Annotated in this window: 14 protein-coding genes; 6 read left to right on the top strand and 8 right to left on the bottom strand. The window is 62.7% G+C overall.

Annotated elements, in window-relative coordinates; all coding sequences use genetic code 11:
- The first annotated feature begins 7 nt into the window (after positions 1 to 7).
- From AC56KZ_RS12310 to AC56KZ_RS12300, 3 genes are read left to right on the top strand one after another with little or no spacing between them, the layout of a single operon-like run.
- Positions 8 to 2,509, top strand: a complete 2,502-nt coding sequence (locus AC56KZ_RS12310) for a glycoside hydrolase family 3 protein (RefSeq protein WP_497162451.1) — start codon at positions 8 to 10, stop codon at positions 2,507 to 2,509.
- A complete protein-coding gene (locus tag AC56KZ_RS12305; protein WP_497162450.1) occupies positions 2,506 to 3,468 on the top strand; it encodes a glucokinase in 963 nt (320 codons plus the stop codon). Before AC56KZ_RS12310 ends, AC56KZ_RS12305 begins: the two co-directional genes overlap by 4 nt.
- Positions 3,469 to 3,510: 42 nt before the next feature.
- Entirely contained in the window at positions 3,511 to 4,821 is a 1,311-nt protein-coding gene (locus tag AC56KZ_RS12300) for a sugar MFS transporter (protein ID WP_497162449.1), read from the top strand.
- A gap of 34 nt (positions 4,822 to 4,855) precedes the next feature.
- On the opposite strand, the gene AC56KZ_RS12295 is transcribed toward AC56KZ_RS12300, so the two are convergent.
- From AC56KZ_RS12295 to AC56KZ_RS12275, 5 genes are all read right to left on the bottom strand, one after another.
- Positions 4,856 to 6,370, bottom strand: coding sequence for a tryptophan halogenase family protein (locus AC56KZ_RS12295; RefSeq protein WP_497162448.1), 1,515 nt, complete (start codon positions 6,368 to 6,370; stop codon positions 4,856 to 4,858).
- A gap of 10 nt (positions 6,371 to 6,380) precedes the next feature.
- Complete coding sequence (locus tag AC56KZ_RS12290) at positions 6,381 to 7,403, bottom strand: cupin-like domain-containing protein (protein WP_497162447.1); 1,023 nt, start codon at positions 7,401 to 7,403, stop codon at positions 6,381 to 6,383.
- Positions 7,378 to 8,088 (bottom strand): SapC family protein, encoded by a 711-nt coding sequence (locus tag AC56KZ_RS12285; RefSeq protein ID WP_497162446.1) that lies wholly within the window; start codon positions 8,086 to 8,088, stop codon positions 7,378 to 7,380. Before AC56KZ_RS12285 ends, AC56KZ_RS12290 begins: the two co-directional genes overlap by 26 nt.
- Before the next feature lie 30 nt (positions 8,089 to 8,118).
- Positions 8,119 to 9,690 carry a tryptophan halogenase family protein gene (locus tag AC56KZ_RS12280; protein ID WP_497162445.1) on the bottom strand — a complete coding sequence of 524 codons (1,572 nt, stop codon included), beginning with the start codon at positions 9,688 to 9,690 and terminating at the stop codon, positions 8,119 to 8,121.
- 134 nt (positions 9,691 to 9,824) lie between these two features.
- Complete coding sequence (locus AC56KZ_RS12275) at positions 9,825 to 12,812, bottom strand: TonB-dependent receptor (RefSeq protein WP_497162444.1); 2,988 nt, start codon at positions 12,810 to 12,812, stop codon at positions 9,825 to 9,827.
- Between the two features lie 646 nt (positions 12,813 to 13,458).
- Between AC56KZ_RS12275 and AC56KZ_RS12270 the strand changes: the two genes are divergently transcribed.
- The 3 genes from AC56KZ_RS12270 (at position 13,459) to AC56KZ_RS12260 (ending at position 16,668) form a co-directional block, all read left to right on the top strand.
- Entirely contained in the window at positions 13,459 to 14,331 is an 873-nt protein-coding gene (locus AC56KZ_RS12270) for a polysaccharide deacetylase family protein (protein WP_497162443.1), read from the top strand.
- A 16-nt stretch (positions 14,332 to 14,347) separates the two neighbouring features.
- Positions 14,348 to 15,184: a glycoside hydrolase family 16 protein gene (locus AC56KZ_RS12265; protein WP_497162442.1), complete on the top strand. Its 837-nt coding sequence runs from the start codon at positions 14,348 to 14,350 to the stop codon at positions 15,182 to 15,184.
- A gap of 485 nt (positions 15,185 to 15,669) precedes the next feature.
- Entirely contained in the window at positions 15,670 to 16,668 is a 999-nt protein-coding gene (locus AC56KZ_RS12260; protein WP_497162441.1) for a helix-turn-helix domain-containing protein, read from the top strand.
- A 24-nt stretch (positions 16,669 to 16,692) separates the two neighbouring features.
- Here AC56KZ_RS12260 and AC56KZ_RS12255 read toward each other — a convergent pair whose 3' ends face one another.
- The 3 genes from AC56KZ_RS12255 to AC56KZ_RS12245 form a co-directional block, all read right to left on the bottom strand.
- Positions 16,693 to 17,679, bottom strand: coding sequence for an aldo/keto reductase (locus AC56KZ_RS12255; protein WP_497162440.1), 987 nt, complete (start codon positions 17,677 to 17,679; stop codon positions 16,693 to 16,695).
- A 341-nt stretch (positions 17,680 to 18,020) separates the two neighbouring features.
- On the bottom strand, positions 18,021 to 18,545 hold the full coding sequence (locus AC56KZ_RS12250; RefSeq protein WP_497162439.1) for a (R)-mandelonitrile lyase: 525 nt from the start codon (positions 18,543 to 18,545) through the stop codon (positions 18,021 to 18,023).
- A gap of 50 nt (positions 18,546 to 18,595) precedes the next feature.
- The gene (locus tag AC56KZ_RS12245; RefSeq protein WP_497162438.1) at positions 18,596 to 19,645 is read right to left on the bottom strand and encodes an NAD(P)-dependent alcohol dehydrogenase; all 1,050 of its coding nucleotides are present in this window, start codon (positions 19,643 to 19,645) and stop codon (positions 18,596 to 18,598) included.
- Between the last annotated feature and the right edge of the window lie 163 nt (positions 19,646 to 19,808).

Here is a 19,808-nt window from a genome sequence, read left to right as displayed (position 1 = left end):
ACAACCCATGAAACCGATACTTCGCAACCCGGCACTGGCGCTTGCCATCGCGCTCGCCTTGCCGGCCGCCTTGCCAGCGCATGCCGCGCCCTTGACCGACTGGCCGACGATACGCAGCGCCATCGCCACCGACGCCGCGCTCGAGCAGCGCGTGCGCGACATCGTCGGTCGGATGACGCTGGCGCAGAAGGTCGGCCAGATGACCCAGCCCGAGATCAAAAGCGCCTCACCGGACGACGTCAAGCGCTATTACCTCGGCTCGGTGCTCAACGGCGGCGGCAGTTGGCCGAACGGGAACAAGCATGCGAAGGCGGCCGAATGGCTGGCGCTGGCGCAGCGCCACCATGAAGCTTCGATGGCGACCGACATGGCAATCAAAGTGCCGGTGGTGTGGGGCACGGACGCCGTTCACGGCCATAACAATGTGTTCGGCGCCACCCTTTTCCCGCACAATATCGGACTGGGCGCGGCGCGCAATCCGGCGCTGCTCGAACAGATCGGCGCGGCGACGGCGAAGGCCACGCGTGCGAGCGGCATCGCCTGGGTGTTCGGCCCCACCCTGGCCGTGGTGCGCGACGATCGCTGGGGACGCACCTACGAAAGCTATTCCGAGAACCCAGACGTGGTAAAGAGCTATGCCGGCGCTTACGTGCGCGGCATGCAGGGCAGCCTCAAGGACGACGCCAACACCATCGCCACCGCCAAGCACTTCATCGGCGACGGCGGCACGGAGTTTGGCAAGGACCGCGGAGTGAACAAGTCGACCAGGTCGCAGATGATCAACATCCACGGCGCCGGCTACTACCCCGCCCTGGAAGCAGGCGTGCAGACGGTAATGTCCTCGTTCAACTCCTGGAACGACGTCGGCGGCGCGACCAACCATGGCAAAATGCATGGCAGCCGCCTCATGCTCACCGATGTCCTCAAGAAGAAGATGGGCTTCGACGGCTTTGTCATCACCGACTGGAACGGCCACGGCGAAGTGCCCGGCTGCCGCAACGACAGCTGCGCGCAGGCGATCAATGCCGGCAACGACATGATCATGGTGCCGGACGACTGGAAAGCCTTCATCGCCAATACCATCAGGCAGGTGGAAAGCGGCCAGATTCCTATGGCGCGCATCGACGATGCGGTCAGGCGCATCATCCGTGTCAAGCTGCGCGCCGGCCTGTTCGACAAGAGCCCGGCGCAGAACGCCTACGCCGGCAAGGACGAGGTGATGCAGGCGCGCGAGCTGGCGCGCCGCGCCGTGCGTGAATCGCTGGTGCTGCTCAAGAACGACAGCCCGCTGCTGCCGATCGCACCCGGCAAGAAAATTCTCGTGGTCGGCAAGAGCGCTGACGACCTGTCGAACCAGACCGGCGGCTGGTCGATCACCTGGCAGGGCACGGCCAACACCAATGCCGACTTCCCGAACGCGGACACGATCCTGGCCGGCATCCGCGAAGCCGCCGGCAAGGACAACGTGAGCTTCAGCGCCGACGCCCAGGGCGTGGACGTGTCGAAGTTCGACGTGGTGGTGGCCGTGATCGGCGAGCGCCCCTACGCGGAAGGAGACGGCGACATCGGTCCCAACGGTACCCTGCGCCACAGCGGACGTCATCCGGAGGACCTGGCGGCCCTGCAGGCGGTCGCCGGCAAAGGCAAGCCTGTCGTCACCGTGTTCGTCTCGGGCCGTCCGCTCTTTGTGAACGACCTGCTCAACCTGTCGGACGTGTTTGTGGCAGCCTGGCTGCCGGGCACCGAGGGCAAGGGCGTGTCGGACCTGCTGGTTGCGGGTCGCGGACGCCACGATTTCACCGGTAAGCTGCCGTTCTCGTGGCCGAAGTCGGCCTGCCAGACTGACCTGAACGTGGGCGACAAGAATTACGCGCCGCTGTTCGCATACGGCTACGGCTTGACAAGCGCCACCCGGTCGAAGGTGGGCAAGCTCGACGCGGCCTACCCGGCTGGCGGCTGTGGCGTCAGCAACAACGTTCCGGTGTTCAGCCAGGCCGACCGCGCCAGCTTCCCGCTGGCGATTCGCGCCGGGCAGCAGCAGCTGGTGCTGGGCGCCGACCTGAATTTGATCTTTACCCTGCCGGGCATTACGGTGCAGACCGCCCAGGTCAACACCCAGCAGGACGCCAAGCTGGTGACCTGGACCGGGCCGGCCATCGTCGAAGCACGCGGTGTGCGCACCATGGTGCTGCCGGCCGCCGCAAGGAGCAAGGCAGCGCTCCGCTTCGACACCATCGTTTCAGGCTCTCCCGCCGGCAAGGTCGCTATGCGCATGGGCGGTGGCACGCTCGACACCACGGCCCTGTTCAGCCGCCTGGCCGGCAAGGGCAAGCAGACCGTCAAGATTCCGCTCGCCTGCTTCCAGGCGAGGGGAACCGACCTGGCCAAAGTCGACACGCCCTTCAGCGTAAGCAGCGACGCCGCCTTCGCCGCCGCCTTCACCAACATCGAAATCGCCGGCGGCGCAGCGAGCGAACCGGACGCCGTGCGCTGCGAGGAGCTGCGATGAACGACGAGTTGAAGTTATTGGCGGACATCGGCGGCACCAATGCCCGTTTCGCCCTGCAATCCGGAGAAGGCTTCGACGATATCGAAGTGCTGGCCTGCGCCGACTATTCGACCCTGGGCGACGCCATCCAGACCTACCTCGGCAAGGCGGCCGAGCGAGGCCTGCCCGCTTCCGGCGTGCGGCATGCGGCCATCGCGATCGCCAACCCGGTCGAGGAAGACCGGGTGAGCATGACGAATCACCACTGGAGCTTCTCGATCGAGGAACTGCGCCGGCAGCGCGGGCTCGACACCCTGCTGGTAGTGAACGACTTCGCGGCGCTGGCGATGTCGCTGCCGCATCTGCCGCCCGGGCAGCGCGAGCGCATTGGAGGCGGTGTCGAATTGCACAACCGGCCGATCGGCCTGATCGGCCCGGGCACGGGCCTTGGGATGGCTGGCGTGATCCCGGCGGGAAAGCGCTGGATCGCGTTGGCCGGCGAAGGCGGCCATGTGAGCTTCGCGCCATCGACGAAAGAGGAGGTGGCGATCCTGGAAACGCTGTGGGAAGAATACGGTCACGTATCGGCCGAGCGCTTGTTGTCTGGTACGGGCCTGGAGCTGATTCACTGGTCGCTGACGGGCAAGCGCATCGATGCGCCGGCGATTACCAGCGCTGCCATCGACGGCAGCTCGCGTGACTGCACCAGGACCGTCGAGATCTTCTGCGCCGTCCTGGGCAGCGTAGCGGGCAACGTCGCCCTGACCCTGGGCGCGACCGGCGGCATGTACATCGGCGGCGGTATCGTGCCTCGGCTCGGCAAGCTGTTCACGCAGTCAGCCTTTCGCGCGCGCTTCGAGGACAAGGGGCGCCTCAGCCCCTACCTCGCGCGCATCCCGACTTACCTCATCACCGAGCAGTACCCGGCGCTGCGCGGCGTATCGGCCATGCTGTCGGATCACATTTCGGCAATGCAATAACAGCACTGCAATAACCGCACTGCAATAACACTCGGAGATACCATGCAAAACACAGCCCCCGATTCCGCTGCGCCACTGGCGCAAGCGCCCGAGGCCGGACACAGCGCACACACCAGCGCGCTCGTCATCGTCACCATCCTCTTCTTTATGTGGGGCCTGCTTACGTCGCTTAACGACGTCCTGATCCCGCACCTGAAGTCGATCTACACCCTCACCTACCTGCAGGCGATGCTGGTCCAGTTCTGCTTCTTCGGGGCCTATTTCATCGTGTCGCTGCCGGCCGGGGCATTGATCCGCCGGATCGGCTACCAGAACGGCGCGGTCACCGGCCTGATGATCGCGGCTGCCGGCTGCGCTCTGTTCTATCCGGCTTCCAGGAGCGGGTACGGCCTGTTCCTGTTTGCTTTCTTCGTGCTGGCAAGCGGCATCACGATCCTGCAGGTGGCGGCCAACCCCTTCGTCACCGCACTCGGACCGGCCAACACCGCATCGAGCCGCCTGACGCTCACCCAGGCCTTCAACTCGCTCGGCACCACAGTTGCGCCGGCCCTGGGGGGGATCCTGATCCTGTCGAGCGTCGCGCTGAGCGCCGACCAGCTCGCTACGCTGCCGGTGGCGGAGCAGGCCGCATACAAGGCGGCGGAAGCGGCCGCTGTGCAGGGCCCCTACCTTGGCCTGGCCGCGGCCCTCGCCGTGCTGGCCGTGTTCTTCGCGCTGGCGAAGCTGCCGAAGATCGCGCACGCGGCCGACGGCAAGCCGGCCTCCGACGGCAAAGGCGGCGCGATGGCCTACCGCCACCTGGTGCTGGGCGCGGTCGCGATTTTCCTGTACGTCGGCGCGGAAGTGAGCATCGGCAGCTTCCTGATCAACTTCCTCGGCGAGCGCAACATCGCCGGCCTGAGCCACGCGGAAGCGGCCCAGTACGTCAGCCTGTACTGGGGCGGCGCGCTGGTGGGACGCTTCATCGGCTTCGCCGTGATGCGCTACGTCAGCCCTGGCAAGACCCTGGCCGTCAACGCGCTTGGCTCGATCGTGCTCGTATTGGTGGCGACCTTCGGCGAGGGACAACTGGCGATGTGGGCCATTATCGCAGTTGGCCTGTGTAACTCGATCATGTTCCCGACCATCTTCAGCCTCGCGCTGCACGGCCTGGGCAAATTCACGGGCCAGGGCTCCGGCATCCTGTGCATGGCCATTGTCGGCGGCGCCGTGGTGCCCTTTGTGCAGGGCATGCTCGCCGACACAGTCGGCCTGCAGCCGTCCTTCATGGTGCCGGCCGTGTGCTACCTGTTCATCCTGTACTTCGGCATAAAGTTCGCGAACCTGCACAAGCAGCCGGTGACGGCTGCCTGAGGATTGAACCAGGGTTTGCCGGCGCGGGCCTGACTTACTTCGGCGCCGCGCAGTAGCGCTCTACATAGGACTGGTGCGAAGGCAGGCCGGCCACGGTCCGGTCGACCTGTCCCTTGATTGCGCCGAGGAACTGCGACAACTCTTCGTCCCCCATCAGATCGGCCGTCTGGTGATGGCGGTAGGGCATGATGCCCTGCCCCAGCATCACCTGGATCCATGAATTCTCGGCGAACAGCTCGTCCGACACGCGGAACACGCGCCCGGTTTCGCGGAACAGGTCGATGCGATGCTGCAGCGATTTCGGCACGTCCATGTTGCGCGCATCGTTCCAATAGGGTGCGTCGATCCGGTTGTTGACCTTGTAGTGCAGGATAATGAAATCGCGGATGTGCTCGACGTCGTTCCATGCCTGCCTGTTGAATTCGTCGACATCGGTCTGCGCGATGCCGCTGGTCGGGAACATCTGCATCAGGCGGATGATGCTGCGCTGTATCAGGTGGATGCTGGTCGATTCGATCGGTTCCAGGAAGCCGCTCGACAGGCCGACGGCGATCACGTTGTTCTTCCAGACCTGGCGGCGCTGGCCCGGCGTGAATTTGATCACGCGCGGCTTCATCAGTGCTTCGCCCTCGACATTGCCCAGCAGCCCAGCGATGGCGGTGTCCTCGTCGACATAGCGGCTGGAGAAGACGATGCCATTGCCGACCCGGTGCTGCAGCGGAATACGCCACTGCCAGCCGAAGGGATGCGCGATCGAGCGTGTGAGGGGAATCGCCTCGCCTACCGAGGCAGTCTGCAGCGCCGCCGCGCTGTCGTTGAACAGCCAATGCGACCAGTTTTCGTACTCGATGCCCATCGCCTGCCCGATCAGGAGTCCGCGAAATCCCGTGCAGTCGATGAACAGGTCGCCCTCAATGTCCACGCCCGAATCGAGCGTGACCGAGCGCACGTGACCGGTGAGCGCGCTGGCGCCGACGTCGACGATCTTGCCCTCGATGCGCTGCACCCCGAAGCGCTCGCTGAACTTGCGCAGGTAGCGCGCATAGGCGCTGGCATCGAGGTGGTAGGCGTAGTTCATCCCTGCGCGCGGCAGGTGGGCGAATTTGTTCTCCTGTGAGGCGCGCAGCTCGAGGCAGTAGTCACCGTAGTCGCCCGCCAGGCCGCGCTCGCGGCCCTTGTGCCAGAAATGCTGGAAGCCGGCGGTCCAGTGATCGGTGCCGGTGAGGCCGAAGGAATGGATGTAGTCCTCGTTCACGTTGCGCCAGTTTTCGAAGCTGATGCCGAGCTTGAAAGTGGCCCTGGTCTCGGCCATGAATTCCTGCTCGTTGATCTCGAGCAGGCTGTGGAAGTTCAGCAGCGTCGGAATCGTGGCCTCGCCCACGCCGACGGTCCCGATCTCGTCGGACTCGATCAGCTTGATGTCGAGGCGCTTGCCCAGTACCTTCGAGATGCAGGCGGCCGCCATCCAGCCGGCGGTGCCCCCGCCCGCGATGACGACCCGGCGCACGGGCTTGCCCATCCCGTTCATTTCCCTTCCACTGCTATCCATGCTTGTCTCCTCAGCGGTTCATTCTTTTTAGTAGTTGGGCCCGGATGCTGCGCACGGCGTCGCCGTCCATCGGCGCCAGCGCACGGCGCGCCGCCAAGGGAATATGGGCCGCCGTATCGCCGTCGGCTTCGAACACGTAGTGGCGAAACAGCTCTCGCCATGCCGCGCGCTGCGCCGGCGGCAGGTCACGCACGCTCATCAACGCGTGCATCAGCGCGTTCATCGGCGTGTCCATGAACTCGGGCGACTGGCGCCACCAGTAGTTCACCAGCACGTTGAAATCTTCAAGCGCCTCGATGTGGTGCCACCACATGCTCGGTATGAACAGCGCGTCGCCTGGCGCCATCTCGACCGCCAGTGCGTGTTCCATCGCGATGGCAAAGCGCGGAAAGCGCTGCAGGTCGGGTTGCGCGAAGTCGACCAGGCTGATGGCCTGCCCGGCCGGTGTCAGGTCGAGCGGGCCGATGTACAGGTTCGCGACCTGCTCCGGCGGGAACAGTGTGAAGCGGCGCCGTCCAGCGGCCACGCAGGCCAGATTGTCCGGCAGGTCGTAGTGGGCAGCGATACGGGTGCGGTTGCCGATCCAGATCGAACCCAGCGCATCGCGTCCGCCGAGGTCGATGGGATTCTCGCCGTGGAAACCGGGCAGGCAGGTTTCGATCGTGGTCGATCCGACGTAGATGGCAGCTTGCCGCTCCGCGCCGCGGTAGCGTGCGAGCTCGTCCAGCACTTTGTCGAGGCCCACGCGCACAGGCGCAAAGTTGAATCCGTCCAGATTTTCGTTGTAGAAGAAGCGGCCTTCTATCTCGGGTGGGCCGAGCATCGCGTTGACGGTCGCGTTTCGATAGAACCGCCGCAAATAGGCATCGGCCGCGGCCGGCGACCGGCGCGCAGCCTGGACCATCGGCCATGTGGCCACGAGCCCGCGCAGCACGAGCGGCTCGCTGGACGCGAGGATGTCCGGATCGAGGTCGCGCGGGGTCAGGCCCTTGAGCTCCCGGATCGGTTTAGCGGCGGGCAGCAAGGCGCGCATTCTTGCGCTCGATCAGCGCACGGAAATTCGACAGCGATGCGATCTGGAAGTAGATCGCGGCGAGCCAGCCGGCTTCGTGCAGGCTGGCGAGCGCCGCGGCGTCGAGCGCGGCCAGGCGCTCTTCGTGGATCGTGTAGAAGCCGGCCAGGCGGTTCTGCGAGCCATCTTCGAGCGTGACGTCGAGTGCGAAGCTCTCGATCAGTTCGAGCTCGACGAGTGCGTCCGTGAAGGGCGTACTGGCGCCCATGCCTTCGTGGACAGTCAGTAGCGTCGCGTTGATGTTTTCCAGGTAAGGCGACATGCCGCCGTGCGGCAGGAAGATCGGCTCGCCCTCGGTCTTGCTGATGCGCGGGCTGTCGAGATCGATGTGGATCATCAGGTCCGCGCCGTCGCGGCCGATCAGGAAAGGCAGGCGTTCCACGAGCAGCGGGAGGGTAGCGGCATCCCAGCCATTCTCATCGAGGAACAGGTTTTCGTCGGCCCCGAAGCCGAACAAGGCAATCGGTTCGAACGGATGCGCCTCGCTCTCCTTGCGGAATACGATCGGATAGTGGGCCTGCAGCATGCGAAATTCAGCGGGGAAGGTCGGCACGAACGCGTGGCTTTCGTTCATATCCCGGCCATGGCGGGTGATCACGCGCAGATCCTTGTGTTCGATATTATTCAGGAGTACGGGGTTGGCCATCGCTTGTCTCTTTCCTTGTTGTCATTTGTCTTACTTCGGCAGCCCATGGCGCACGATGTGCGCGACGAGCGTGCGGTTGTCCGGCAGCGCAGGCAGCATTTTGCGGGTCAGTTCGGCAGCCTGGCGCAAGAAGCCGTCAGCCATTGCGCCGTCGCCCTCCCCTGAGCGTTCGCGCCGGGCCGGGCCGGGTTCGGGCGTGAAACCCATCCCGTACAAGATGTAGTGGTAACTCGCCGCCGGGAACACCTCCTGGATGCGATCGAGGTCGTAGCGGGAAGGTGGCCGGTGGGTCCACAGCGCCAGCAGGTCCGCCAGGCGCTGCGGGATGGTCTCGCTGCGCCGGTTGTCGCGCCAGTAACCGCTGGTGTCGGCATCGCCGCTGCGGCGGCTCAGCACATAATGCAGCTTGAGGAAATCGATCACGCGCTCCCAGCGGTAGGTGAAGGCGTCGTTAAAGCGCCTGGCGCAAATATCCATCTGCGCGCGCGTGGCCGGCATCTCGTCGGCCAGCATGGCGGCCGACAGTTCGACCATCGCCAGCGCGGAGGCTTCCAGCGGCTCGATGAAACCGCTTGACAGGCCGATGGCGACGCAGTTCCGGTGCCAGAAGCGTGCACGGTAGCCAGGTTCAAAGCTGAGCTTGCGCGGCGCCGGGATGTCTTGCGGGCCGCCGGTGGCGCTTATGTATGCGCGCAGCGCCTTCTGCGCTTCCTCATCGCTCGTATGCGCGCTTGAATACACGTGACCGATGCCGCGCCGGCTCGGCAGGCCGATGTCCCAGATCCATCCGGCCTGCTGTGCGGTGGAGGTGGTCTGCGAGGCGATCGGATCGCTCTCGTGCGCGTACGGCACCTGCACCGCCAGGGCGCTGTCGTTGAAGAGCACGTGCCGCTGGGGAAGGAAGGGCACGCCGTAGTGCTTTCCGAGCAGCAGCGACTGCATGCCGGTGCAATCCACGAACAGGTCGCCCGCCAGCTCGCCGTGCGCCCTGGTATGCAGGGCAGCGATGTCGCCATTCTCGTGCGAGCGGATGCTGGTCACGTGGTCCGGCACGTAATGCACGCCGAGTTTTTCCAAACAGTGCTTTTTCAGGAACAGGGCGAATTTGCCCGCATCTAGGTGGTAGCCATAGTTCGCGACCGACGCGAATTCGGGGGTACTTGCCTGCTTGGGTGCGCGGCCATGCGCGCACAGGTGCGGCTGGTAGCTCACCAGGTCGGCGAAAGGCACTTCGACATGGCGCTCGCGCCAGCGTCCGCTGACGTCGGCGTCGCCCCACCCCTGTGGCAACACGAAGGGATGGAAATAATAGTCATCCTTGCCGCCGGTGACCCAGCGGTTGAATCGCGAGCCCTGTTTGAAGGCGGCGTCACATTCACGAAAGAAGGCGGTTTCGGACAGACCGGCCGCGCGCAAGGTATCGCGCATGGTCGGCCAGGTGCCTTCGCCGACGCCGATCGTCGGCACGTCCGGCGATTCGATCAGGGTGATGCGCAGGCCGTCGCGATCCTGCGCCTGGAAGCTCGATGCAAGGGTTGCTGCGCTCAGCCATCCGGCCGAGCCGCCGCCCACGATGACAGCATGCCTGATGGTAGTGTTCACCTTATTTGTTTCCAAAAAATACTTAATTCTGGGCAAGTCTACTCTGAAAATACACACAGCGGACCGTGGCGAAGGCCATGACCCGCTGGTTTCCAGACCTCCCCCAGGCGACCAGCCCGGGTGGAGATTCCCGTTTAGAACTTGTAGCGGCCAGACAGCATGTAGCGTGGTCCAGACTGCTCTACATACAAGGCCTGGCGCTCGTTGCGCCCGTGTACACGACGGGTCTCGTCGGTCAGGTTGATGGCCTCGAACTGGACACTGACGTTTTTATTGACGTTGTATCCGATGCTGAGGTCAAGCTGGCCGTAGGCTTCGACATAGTTCGGGTTGGGGCCGGAACCGTCGAAGGTCGAGGAGAGGAACTTGTCGCGCCAGTTGTATGCCGCGCGCACATTCCACTTGTCGTTTTCGAATATGCCCACCAGGTTGGCCGAGTCGCTCAAGCCTACCAGTGCGAACTGCTCGCCGATGCTGGCGTTGTCGTATTCCAGGCCCGATTGGACCTTGGTGTAGTTTGCCTGGACACCAAAGCCGCTATTGCCGAACATGTGCTGGACGTTCAGTTCCAGGCCACGCAGGCGCGCTTCCTTCTGGTTCGAATACGAAGTGATCCTGAAGTTGGCGATCGGGTCGCTCGGCTGGCCGACAATTGTCCCGGTCGCGTTGCCGGAAGCGTCATCCGCACCGCGTGTCACACCGGGACGGCCGGCGAGGTTGCGGAAGATGTAGTTGCGGATGCAGGTGGTGTCCGCGTTCGAGCAGCCGTTGGCCAGTGCCGCATTCCAGTAGGCGCCGCCAATTGGCGTACGCAGGTTAAAGGGCTGGGCGACGACCTGCGACTGGCCGGCATAGTTCTCCAGGGCCTTGCGGAAGAGGCCGACCGAGAGGAAGCTCGATTTGTTGTAGTACCACTCCCAGGCCAGGTCCATGTTCTTCGACTTCACCGGCAGCAGGCCAGGGTTGCCCTGGCGCCCCGTGCCGCCTTCGACGCGAGCCAGGGTGTCGAGCACCTGACCGCCGGTCAGCTGGTCATAGCGGGCACGGCCGATGGTGTGGCCGTAGCTGAACCGGGCCTTCATGTCCGGACGCAGGTCGATGTCGGAGTCGAAGTTCGGCAGCACGTGATTGTATTTCCCTGCCAGGGTCGTGAAGGCCGGGTCGCCGAAGGTGATCGGAAGCTCGTTTTGCGAGACCCAGCTGATCTGGGTTGCGATTGGCACCAGCGCGGTCGAGGTGACGTTGGTTTTTTCGTAGCGCACGCCAATCGAGGTGTGGATTGGCAACGCCGTATTCCAATCGGTGTTGAACTGCAAATACAGGCTCTTCGACTTTTCGCGGGTGCGCTGGTCGGTGTCGTAGGTGGTTTTCGGCAGGTAAAGGCCTGGCTGGCCCGATGCTTTTGCCGCAAGCTGGCGCACCTGGTCGAAGTTGAAGGTGTAGAAGGTGTTGAACAGGTTCGGATTGTCGTGGCCGTCGATCTGGTCGAAGTACTGGCTCAGGCTCTCGCGGTGAAAATTACTCGCCGGGTAGTCGGATGGCACGGTGGCGCCACCCCAGGTATCGCGCTGCTGCACCGAGAATGCCGAGCGGTTGTTGACATCGGTATGACCCAGACCAAATCTCAGCTCCGAGGCTTCCATCATCTTCCAGCTGCCATGTGTTTGAACCTGCCTGACTTCGCTCTTCACATAGCCGTTCTCGAATACCGAACCGGTGACCTGCTGCGGTGCGCGCTGGAAGTCGGCGCCCTTAATGCTCAGCACCGGCAAGTCCTGCGAGAAGTCGACGCTGGTGTCGCCGCGGCTGAAGCTGGCGGTACCCAGGGTGTTGGACGAGCCCCATGGGCTGTCCGGCTTCGATTCGGCGGTCGACTTGTGGACGTCAAGGGAGAGCCGCACATCGTTGTTCACGCGCCAGGCAGTATTGAAGCCGATCGACTTGTTCTGGGTCTTGGTCGCGAAGTCGGCGCCGCCCATGGCGATGTCGCTGTTATTGCCTGGGATGAGTTCGGTGTACACCAGCGGAGCAGCGATCGGGCCATCGGTCCAGGTGCTGGTGGACGGACCAAAGTTGAACCAGGCCGACACGTCTTGGCGGCGGGTCTGGATCTTGTTTTCCGAATAGGTGTAGTCCAGGGTGGTGGTCAGCGCCTTGGTCGGCGCGAACTGGAATACCAGCTGTCCGTTGGTACGCTGGCGCTGGATACCGCTCATCGCGTAGTTCATGTTCTGCGGCACCTGGTACAGGTCGGTCGGGTCAGGTCGGTTGACCACGCCCGGCGTCTGCCCGTTCGGTCCAGGCTGCGGAATCGTGCCCCAGTTGTTCTCGTCGCCGCGGAACGGGCCCTTCCAGCCATTGCCCACTGAAGCCACGTTATAGCCCAGGTTGCGTTCCTGGTAGCTGGCAGACAGGCCGATACCGAAGCGGCCGTCGGCGGAGGTGTTGCTGTAGATGCCTGATATTTCCGGGGTCACCTTATTGCCACTCTTGACGTCTTCCGGCAGGTTCTCCGCCGAGCGGTCGAACACGCCCTTGACGCCGATACTGGCTTGCAGGCCCGGGCGCGACAGTGGGCGGGCGGTCAGCACGTTGATGGTGGCGCCAATACCGCCGGTCGGGGTCTCCGCGCGCGCCGACTTGTACACCTGCAGCTGCGAGACCGCTTCCGAAGCGATGTTGGCGAAGTCATAGGCGCGGCCCGGACGGTCGCCCAGACTCGAGGTAGGCATCTGACGGCCGTTCAGAAGCACCAGGTTGAAATCGGGACCGACGCCGCGCACCGTGACCTTCGACCCTTCGCCGATGCTGCGGTCGATCGACACGCCACTGATGCGCTGCAGCGATTCCGCCAAGTTGGTATCCGGGAATTTTCCAATATCTTCAGCCACGATACCATCGACGAAGCCCTGCGCGTTGCGCTTTAGATTCATCGACGATTCGAGGCTGGCGCGCAGGCCAGTGACGCGGACGGTCTGGACCGCAGGCGGCGAGGTCGGGTCGCTGGCATCTTGCGGCGCCACTGCAGCGGTATCGCTCGCCACGGCGCCCGGCGTTGAAGCGACTTCCTGAGCATGCGCCGGCATGAATGCTGCGCAAGCGCTGGCTACTGCCAGGCTCATCAATTTCTGTTTAGCCTTGGGGTAATACATCGTGCTCTCCTGTTTTTTTAAGTTTGACCGCTACCCACTTCGACGGTGTCTCCACTACTTGTGCCGGCTTGCCGCTTTTCCTTCCGTGCTGCCATCCCTACCCTGTTCCCTGATCTCGTTCCCTGGTGTTTCCCCAAGCCTGAACACCTCCTTGCCACGCGGCCGACCGATGCCTGCAGGATCGGCATGGCTGGGCTCCTGCGCATGGCGCATCGGGCGGTCACAATGTCTTCGCTGCCAGGTAGCGGGTGAAGGGTCGCGCCATACACTCGTTTATCTTGCATTCGCTCCGATCTGAATCTCGCGATGCCGCGGTTTGTTCAAGCAATCCGTCCGGTGCATGGAAACGTTTCCATACAAGTTGTCTGAATATTAGGGTCGGAAAAAAAAATTGTCAACGGAATATTTCACCTAGGTATGAAGAGAAATGCGGCTGATTTGCAACATCGATCACACGCCTGACGGGTCTGCCGTGCGGGCAATACCTGCATGACCGTGATGGTTAGCAATTGACATCGAAAATTTGGCAGTGATATAGTTGGTCCGAGTGGATGGTAACGTTTCCAATACAAGGCTGAGAGGATGCACATGGCGCGACCCAGGAATGGGGGTGTGGATGGAAAATAAGCTGCTCGCGGGCCGTGCTTGCATCTCCCTCCCTGCCAAGATTGCCGTTTTCAGCCTGGCCCTGGGAGTGCAGGCAGGCGCGGCTGCCGCCGCCGCAGAGCCCTCGCCACCGGCTTTCGCATGGCCCAAGGGGGCGCAAGCCGCGGTCAGCCTCGCCTATGACGACGCCCTTGATTCCCAGCTCGACCACGCCTTACCCGCCCTCGACCAATACGGCTTCAAGGGCAGCTTCTACCTGCAATTGTCGAGTCCTGTAGTGGCGCGGCGCATGGAAGACTGGCGCGCAGCCGCGCAGCGTGGGCACGAATTAGGCAACCACAGCCTGTTTCACCAGTGCGCGCGCAGCGAGCCCGGGCGCGACTGGGTCGAGCCGCACCGCAACCTCGATACCACCAGTGTGGAGCAGATGCGCGACCAGGTCCTGCTGGGCAACACGATGCTGACGGCGATCGACGGCCGCCAGGAACGCACCTACACGGTCCCTTGCGGCGATACCATGGCCGGCGGACGCGACTACCTGCCCGCGCTGCGGGCCAGCTTCGTGGCGGTCAAGGCCGGCATCGGCAGCGGCATCATCGATGACATGCTCTCGCTCGATCCGCTCGCAGTGCCGGTGTCGGCACCCGTGGGCAGCAGCGGAACGGAACTGATCGCCATAGTCAAGCGGGCGATGCAGCGCGGGACCATGGTCAATTTCACCTTCCATGGCATCGGCGGCGACTACCTCAGCGTGTCCGCGCAAGCTCACGGGGAATTGCTGCGCTTTCTGGCCGCCAACCGCCAGCTGGTCTGGACCGACAACTTCATCAACATCATGAAACACGTCCGGCAGCAGCAGGCGCGCAAGCCTGCCGTGCCGTGACACCACAAGGAAACACATGAGTCTGATCCGCCTGTTGTTCGCGCCGCTGTTCGCGCTGGCCGCCGCTGGCTGCTCTACCACACCAAGCGGCCTGCCCGCCGCTGCGCCTTCGCCCGTTGTCGCTCAGGCCAACTGGATACTTACCTGGAGCGACGAGTTCGACGGCGCCCAGCTCGACCGCACGCAGTGGGTGGCCGAGACCGGCGGCCACGGCTGGGGCAACAAGGAGCTGCAGCATTACACCGGCCGGCCGGAGAATGTCAGGGTTGCCGGCGGCATGCTCATCATCGAAGCGCGGCGCGAACGCTATGGCGACAACGATTACACCTCGGCACGCATCAAGACCGCCGGCCTGATGGAGCAAACGCATGGCCGCTTCGAGGCGTGCATCAAGGTGCCGAAGGGCCAGGGCATCTGGCCCGCCTTCTGGATGTTGGGCGCAAACATCAAGGAAGTCGGCTGGCCACGCAGCGGCGAGATCGACATCATGGAGATTATTGGCAAGGAGCCGTCGACCGCTTACGGCACGCTGCACGGACCGGGGTATTCGGGCGACAAGGCTTTCAGCGGCAAGTTGCCTTTGGCGCGCGGCATCCATGCCGACAATTTCCATGTGTTTGCGGTCGAATGGGAACGCGGCGAGATCCGTTGGTATCGCGACGGCATCTTGTACCACACTGCCCGCCCTGAGCTAGTCAAGGGCGACTGGGTGTTCGAGCACCCCTTCTTCGTGCTGTTGAACCTGGCCGTTGGCGGCCAATGGCCCGGCAATCCCGATCGAACGACGGTTTTGCCCCAGCAGATGCTGGTGGACTATGTGCGCGTCTACCGCCGCGCCGCTCCTGCGCAGTAGCACCTGCCGGCAGGCACCTGTGTAATCCATCTGCGCCAGGGCCGGCCCCGCGGCATCATGGATGATGACGAAAATCGGCATAGATTTGGCAAAGAATGAGCCACTTCATCCGCGCAGACAGTAAAAAGCCGTTGATCATTTACTCGAATGATCAACGGCTCATCAGATTCACATTCAAATCAACTACTTAGAGAACTTCGGTCACTCCCACTCGATGATCAATAGATGAGCTAACGCGTTGATTCCACTCGCGCTTTCGGCGCGGATGCTCAACAATACCATTGACGATACCATGACAGACAACCGCCGGCATTTTGACCAAAACCGTTGAGTTCTCGATGCGCGGAGTCGCCAGAAGGACTGCTCGACGTGCTCGCAAAGACCTCCGGTAAGCGCATTGCACAATCTGACGGTATCTACCATTGCACCTAGTACAGTTGTCGACTCCCTATTTCACTCACCGGCCTATTCAAGCGGCAGTTCGGATGACGGTGAATCTGCTCGCTACCCTGATCGCGCGGCTCAGGCCTTCTCATGAGCGCGAGCGTAGACTGGCGTTATCATTAGCACAAATGACCACGCCCCCTACCCCGAACCTGACCTCTGCGGAGAGTCTGGCCAGCTACCCACCAGGCGACACGCTGACTAAAAGCCATGGCCCCGCCTGGCACGACGTTCAGATGTCGATATTTTCGCTCGCGTCTGACGAAGAGGCATTCGACATGCCTGCCGTGAACGAACCGTTTATCGTCTGGATCGTCTCCGGCGAGGCGCAGACATCGGAGCGGGAGTTAGGCGGTACATGGATAACAACGCACATCCGCCCTGGCTCTCTGTTCCTGACAATGGCAGGTGCTCCCTATGCCTTCCGTTGGAAACGGCTCTCGGCTGAACCACTGGAGGTTGTTCTGCTCCTGCTCGGCATGCCAATCTTCGATTCGGCGCTACAGGAACTGTATGGCGAAAGGTCACAAGAAGCGCATTTCAGGAACACGTCCGGCATTGAAGATGCAAAACTGGCCTCCCTGCTCGAATGCCTGCGCGACGAGTTGACGCAGTCAACCGGAAGCGCACTCTTTGTCCGAGGCATGGCCGACGCCATCGCCGTGCACCTGGCGCGGCATTACGTCGACGTCGGTGCGTCCCAACTTGGTGGATCCGGCTTGCCAGCTTACAAATTACGGCTCGTGACGCTATGGATGAGCGAGCACCTGGCCGAACCATTTAGTTTGGGAGCGCTCGCGGAAATAGCCGGAATGAGCGAATTCCACTTCAACCGGCTGTTCAAGAAGGCGACGGGGATGCCGCCTTCGCAGTACCAGATCAAGCTACGCATGGAAACAGGGCGACGCCTGCTGCGCGAAACAGCTACCAGCGTCGTCGAGATCGCGAACGCGGTTGGCTATTCGAATCCGAGCCATTTCGCCCAGCTGTTCCGCAAGGAGACGGGCCTCACGCCAAGCGACTACCGGCGCCAGCGTTAATGAACGCCAGCGCCGTCATGCTCCTTACTCCGACATCGACAGCAGGCCGTCGTCGAGGCGCCCGCCCTGAACATGGATTTGCGACATCTTTGCATTCAGGCTCTCGACGTCGGCGGCGCTCAGATCAAGGTCGATCGCTTTGATGTTGTCATCAATGTAGGCAATCTTGTCCATGCCCGGAATCGGAACGATCCACGGCTTTTGCGCTAGCAGCCATGCGAGCGCAACTTGCACCGGAGTGGCATTGCGTTCCGCGGCAAACGAGCGCAGGAGTTCCACGACCGGCATATTGGCCTTGATTGCCTCCTGCGTAAAACGCGGGAAGTTGGCGCGCAGGTCGGTGGCACTGTCGAACTTCGTACTGCTATCGATGGTGCCGGTCAGGAAGCCGGTGCCAAGAGGCCCCCAAGGCACGAAGCCGATGCCCAGCTCTTCGCAGACGGGGATGACCTCGGCTTCGGGTTCACGGGTCCAGATCGAGTATTGATTCTGCACTGCAGCCACTGGATGCACGGCGTGCGCGCGCCGAATTGTCGCAGCGCCGGCTTCCGACAGGCCGTAATGCCGAATCTTGCCCTCTTGTATCAGGTCTTTCAAGGTGCCGGCCACGTCTTCGATCGGGACATTAGGATCAACACGATGCTGGTAGAACAGGTCGATGTAATCGGTCTTGAGGCTGATGAGCGATGCTTCGGCGACGGCGCGAATGTTTTCCGGACGGCTGTCCGCACCGGTGATTGCCCCATTTTTCAGCTTGAAGCCGAATTTGGTGGCGATGATTACGTCCTTGCGCATCGGCGAAAGTGCTTCACCAACGAGTTTCTCATTGACATAAGGGCCATAGGCCTGCGCGGTATCGAAAAAGTTGATGCCTCTCTCGACGGCTGCACGCAGCACGCGCACGCCTTCGCTTTCGTCGACCGCTTTGCCGGTACCAAAGCTCAGGTTCATCGCACCCATGCCAAGTGCCGACACTTCCAGGCCGCTCTTACCTAATTGACGCATCTTCATTTGCTTCTCCATGTGGTTGATAGCAGCACGCTGCTGACATAGAACACTGTATCGATTACGCATAAGGGCCTCTACCACTGCCTTGCCCGAGCTATCGCGATCTTGCTAAAAGATGTCGTTGACTTTCATGTCCACTAACTATGGAGCGGCTGAACCAGGATCCGGAGCCAGGCGTCCAGGAAGACTGCCGCCGCTTCGTCGTGACGAAAAATTAGCGCACCACTACCGCGTGCGCATGACCGCGCGTGGCTGGTACGCGAAAACTTGGGCCGATCGGCCCGTTGTGACGCCGCTTCCTTGAGCAAGCACTAATTTGCGCCTGCCATTGCGGCGCGCACAGTTCATTTACCGTACTGCTCGTCGCTGACCTTCTCCATCCATGTGACCGCCTTGCCGTCCTGCTGCTCCGTAATGGCCATGTGGGTCATCGCAGTCGAGGCCGACGCGCCGTGCCAGTGCTTCACACCGGGCGGAGTCCAAACCACGTCGCCGGTGCGAATCTCTTCGAGCTTTCCGCCCCAGCGCTGAACCTGCCCGACACCCGCCGTCACGACCAGGGTCTGGCCCAGTGGATGGCTGTGCCACGCGGAACGCGCTCCCGGCGCGAACGTGACATAAGACGCCGCAGTACGCGATGGCGGGTTAGCGGCGAACAGCGGGTCCACCCGAACGGCGCCCGTGAAATTCTCTGCCGGGCCGTTGCGGGACGCCTGCGTACCGCGCCTGGTGACCTTCATATCCTGGGCAACGGCCGCGTCGGCCGACTGCGACGCCGTTCCAGGCTCGCGCGTCTGTGCGCCAACCGGCGCGGCCAGCACGAGCGCGAAAAAGGCAGCGCCGAAATGCTTGAACTTTTCATGCTTCATTGGGGCTCCTTGAGATGTATTGAACGGTTTGCAGAACGCAGTGGCAGCTGTCACGCCTTCAGCGAATCCATGTCGATCACGAAGCGGTACTTCACGTCGCTCCTGAGCATGCGTTCGTAAGCACCGTTAATGTCCTGGATCGCGATCATCTCGATATCCGAGGTGATGCCGTGCAGGCCGCAGAAATCGAGCATTTCCTGGGTTTCGGCGATGCCGCCAATCAGGGAACCCGCGACCGCCTTGCGGTTCATTACCATCGGCGCCGTGTTCAGGGCCGGATCGAGCGGACCCAGGTAGCCGACCAGTACCAGCGTGCCGCCGGTGGCGAGGGTGGGAATGTATGGATTCAGGTCATGCACGTAAGGCACCGTGTCGATGATCAGGTCGAATTCGCCATTCACCGTTTCCATCTCGCTGGCGCTTGTCGAGAGCACGACCTTGTGCGCGCCGAGGCGGCGTGCATCGTCTTCCTTGCCCGGCGTGCGTGTAAACAGCGTCACCTCCGCGCCAAGCGCGTTGGCGAGCTTGAGCGCCATGTGGCCCAGGCCGCCGAGGCCGACTACAGCAACCTTGCTGCCCTGCCCCACCTTCCAGTGGCGCAGCGGCGACCAGGTGGTAACGCCAGCGCACAGGAGCGGCGCCGCGCCCTTCAGGTCGAGGCCATCGGGGATCCGGAGGACGAACTGCTCGCTCACCACGATCTTTTCCGAATATCCGCCGTAAGTCGGCCGGCCGTCGCGGCGGTCAACCGCGTTATAGGTGTAGGTGGCGTGGTTCTCGCAGTACTGCTCCTGGCCGTGCCCGCAGGGCTTGCAGTGCTGGCAGGAGTCCACCATGCAGCCGACGCCGACGTGGTCACCGACCTGGAAGCGCGTGACATCGACGCCGATGCTGGCGACACGGCCGACGATTTCGTGACCAGGCACCGCCGGATAGACCGTATTACCCCAGTCGTTGCGTGCGGTGTGCAGGTCCGAGTGGCAAACGCCACAGTAAAGAATGTCGATGACGACGTCGGTAGGCCGCATGTCGCGACGTTCCACATTCAGGGGCGCCAGGTCTTGCGTTGGCGCGGTCGCTGCATAAGCGCGTACATCCATGGTTGCTACTCCGGTTTATTCGATGCTGTCACTGTAGCCTCATTGAGGATCTATGATTAGGTAGCACAACCGGCATAGTCTTATGAGCCACAGTAATCAATTCCGCAAGAAACCTGCGGTATAGTTTGCTCCTCTTGCATCGAAGCAGATAGATAGGGGAAGC

This window comes from Telluria sp. LT2P34, from assembly GCF_059685915.1.
This window is presented reverse-complemented; position numbering and strand designations above follow the sequence as displayed.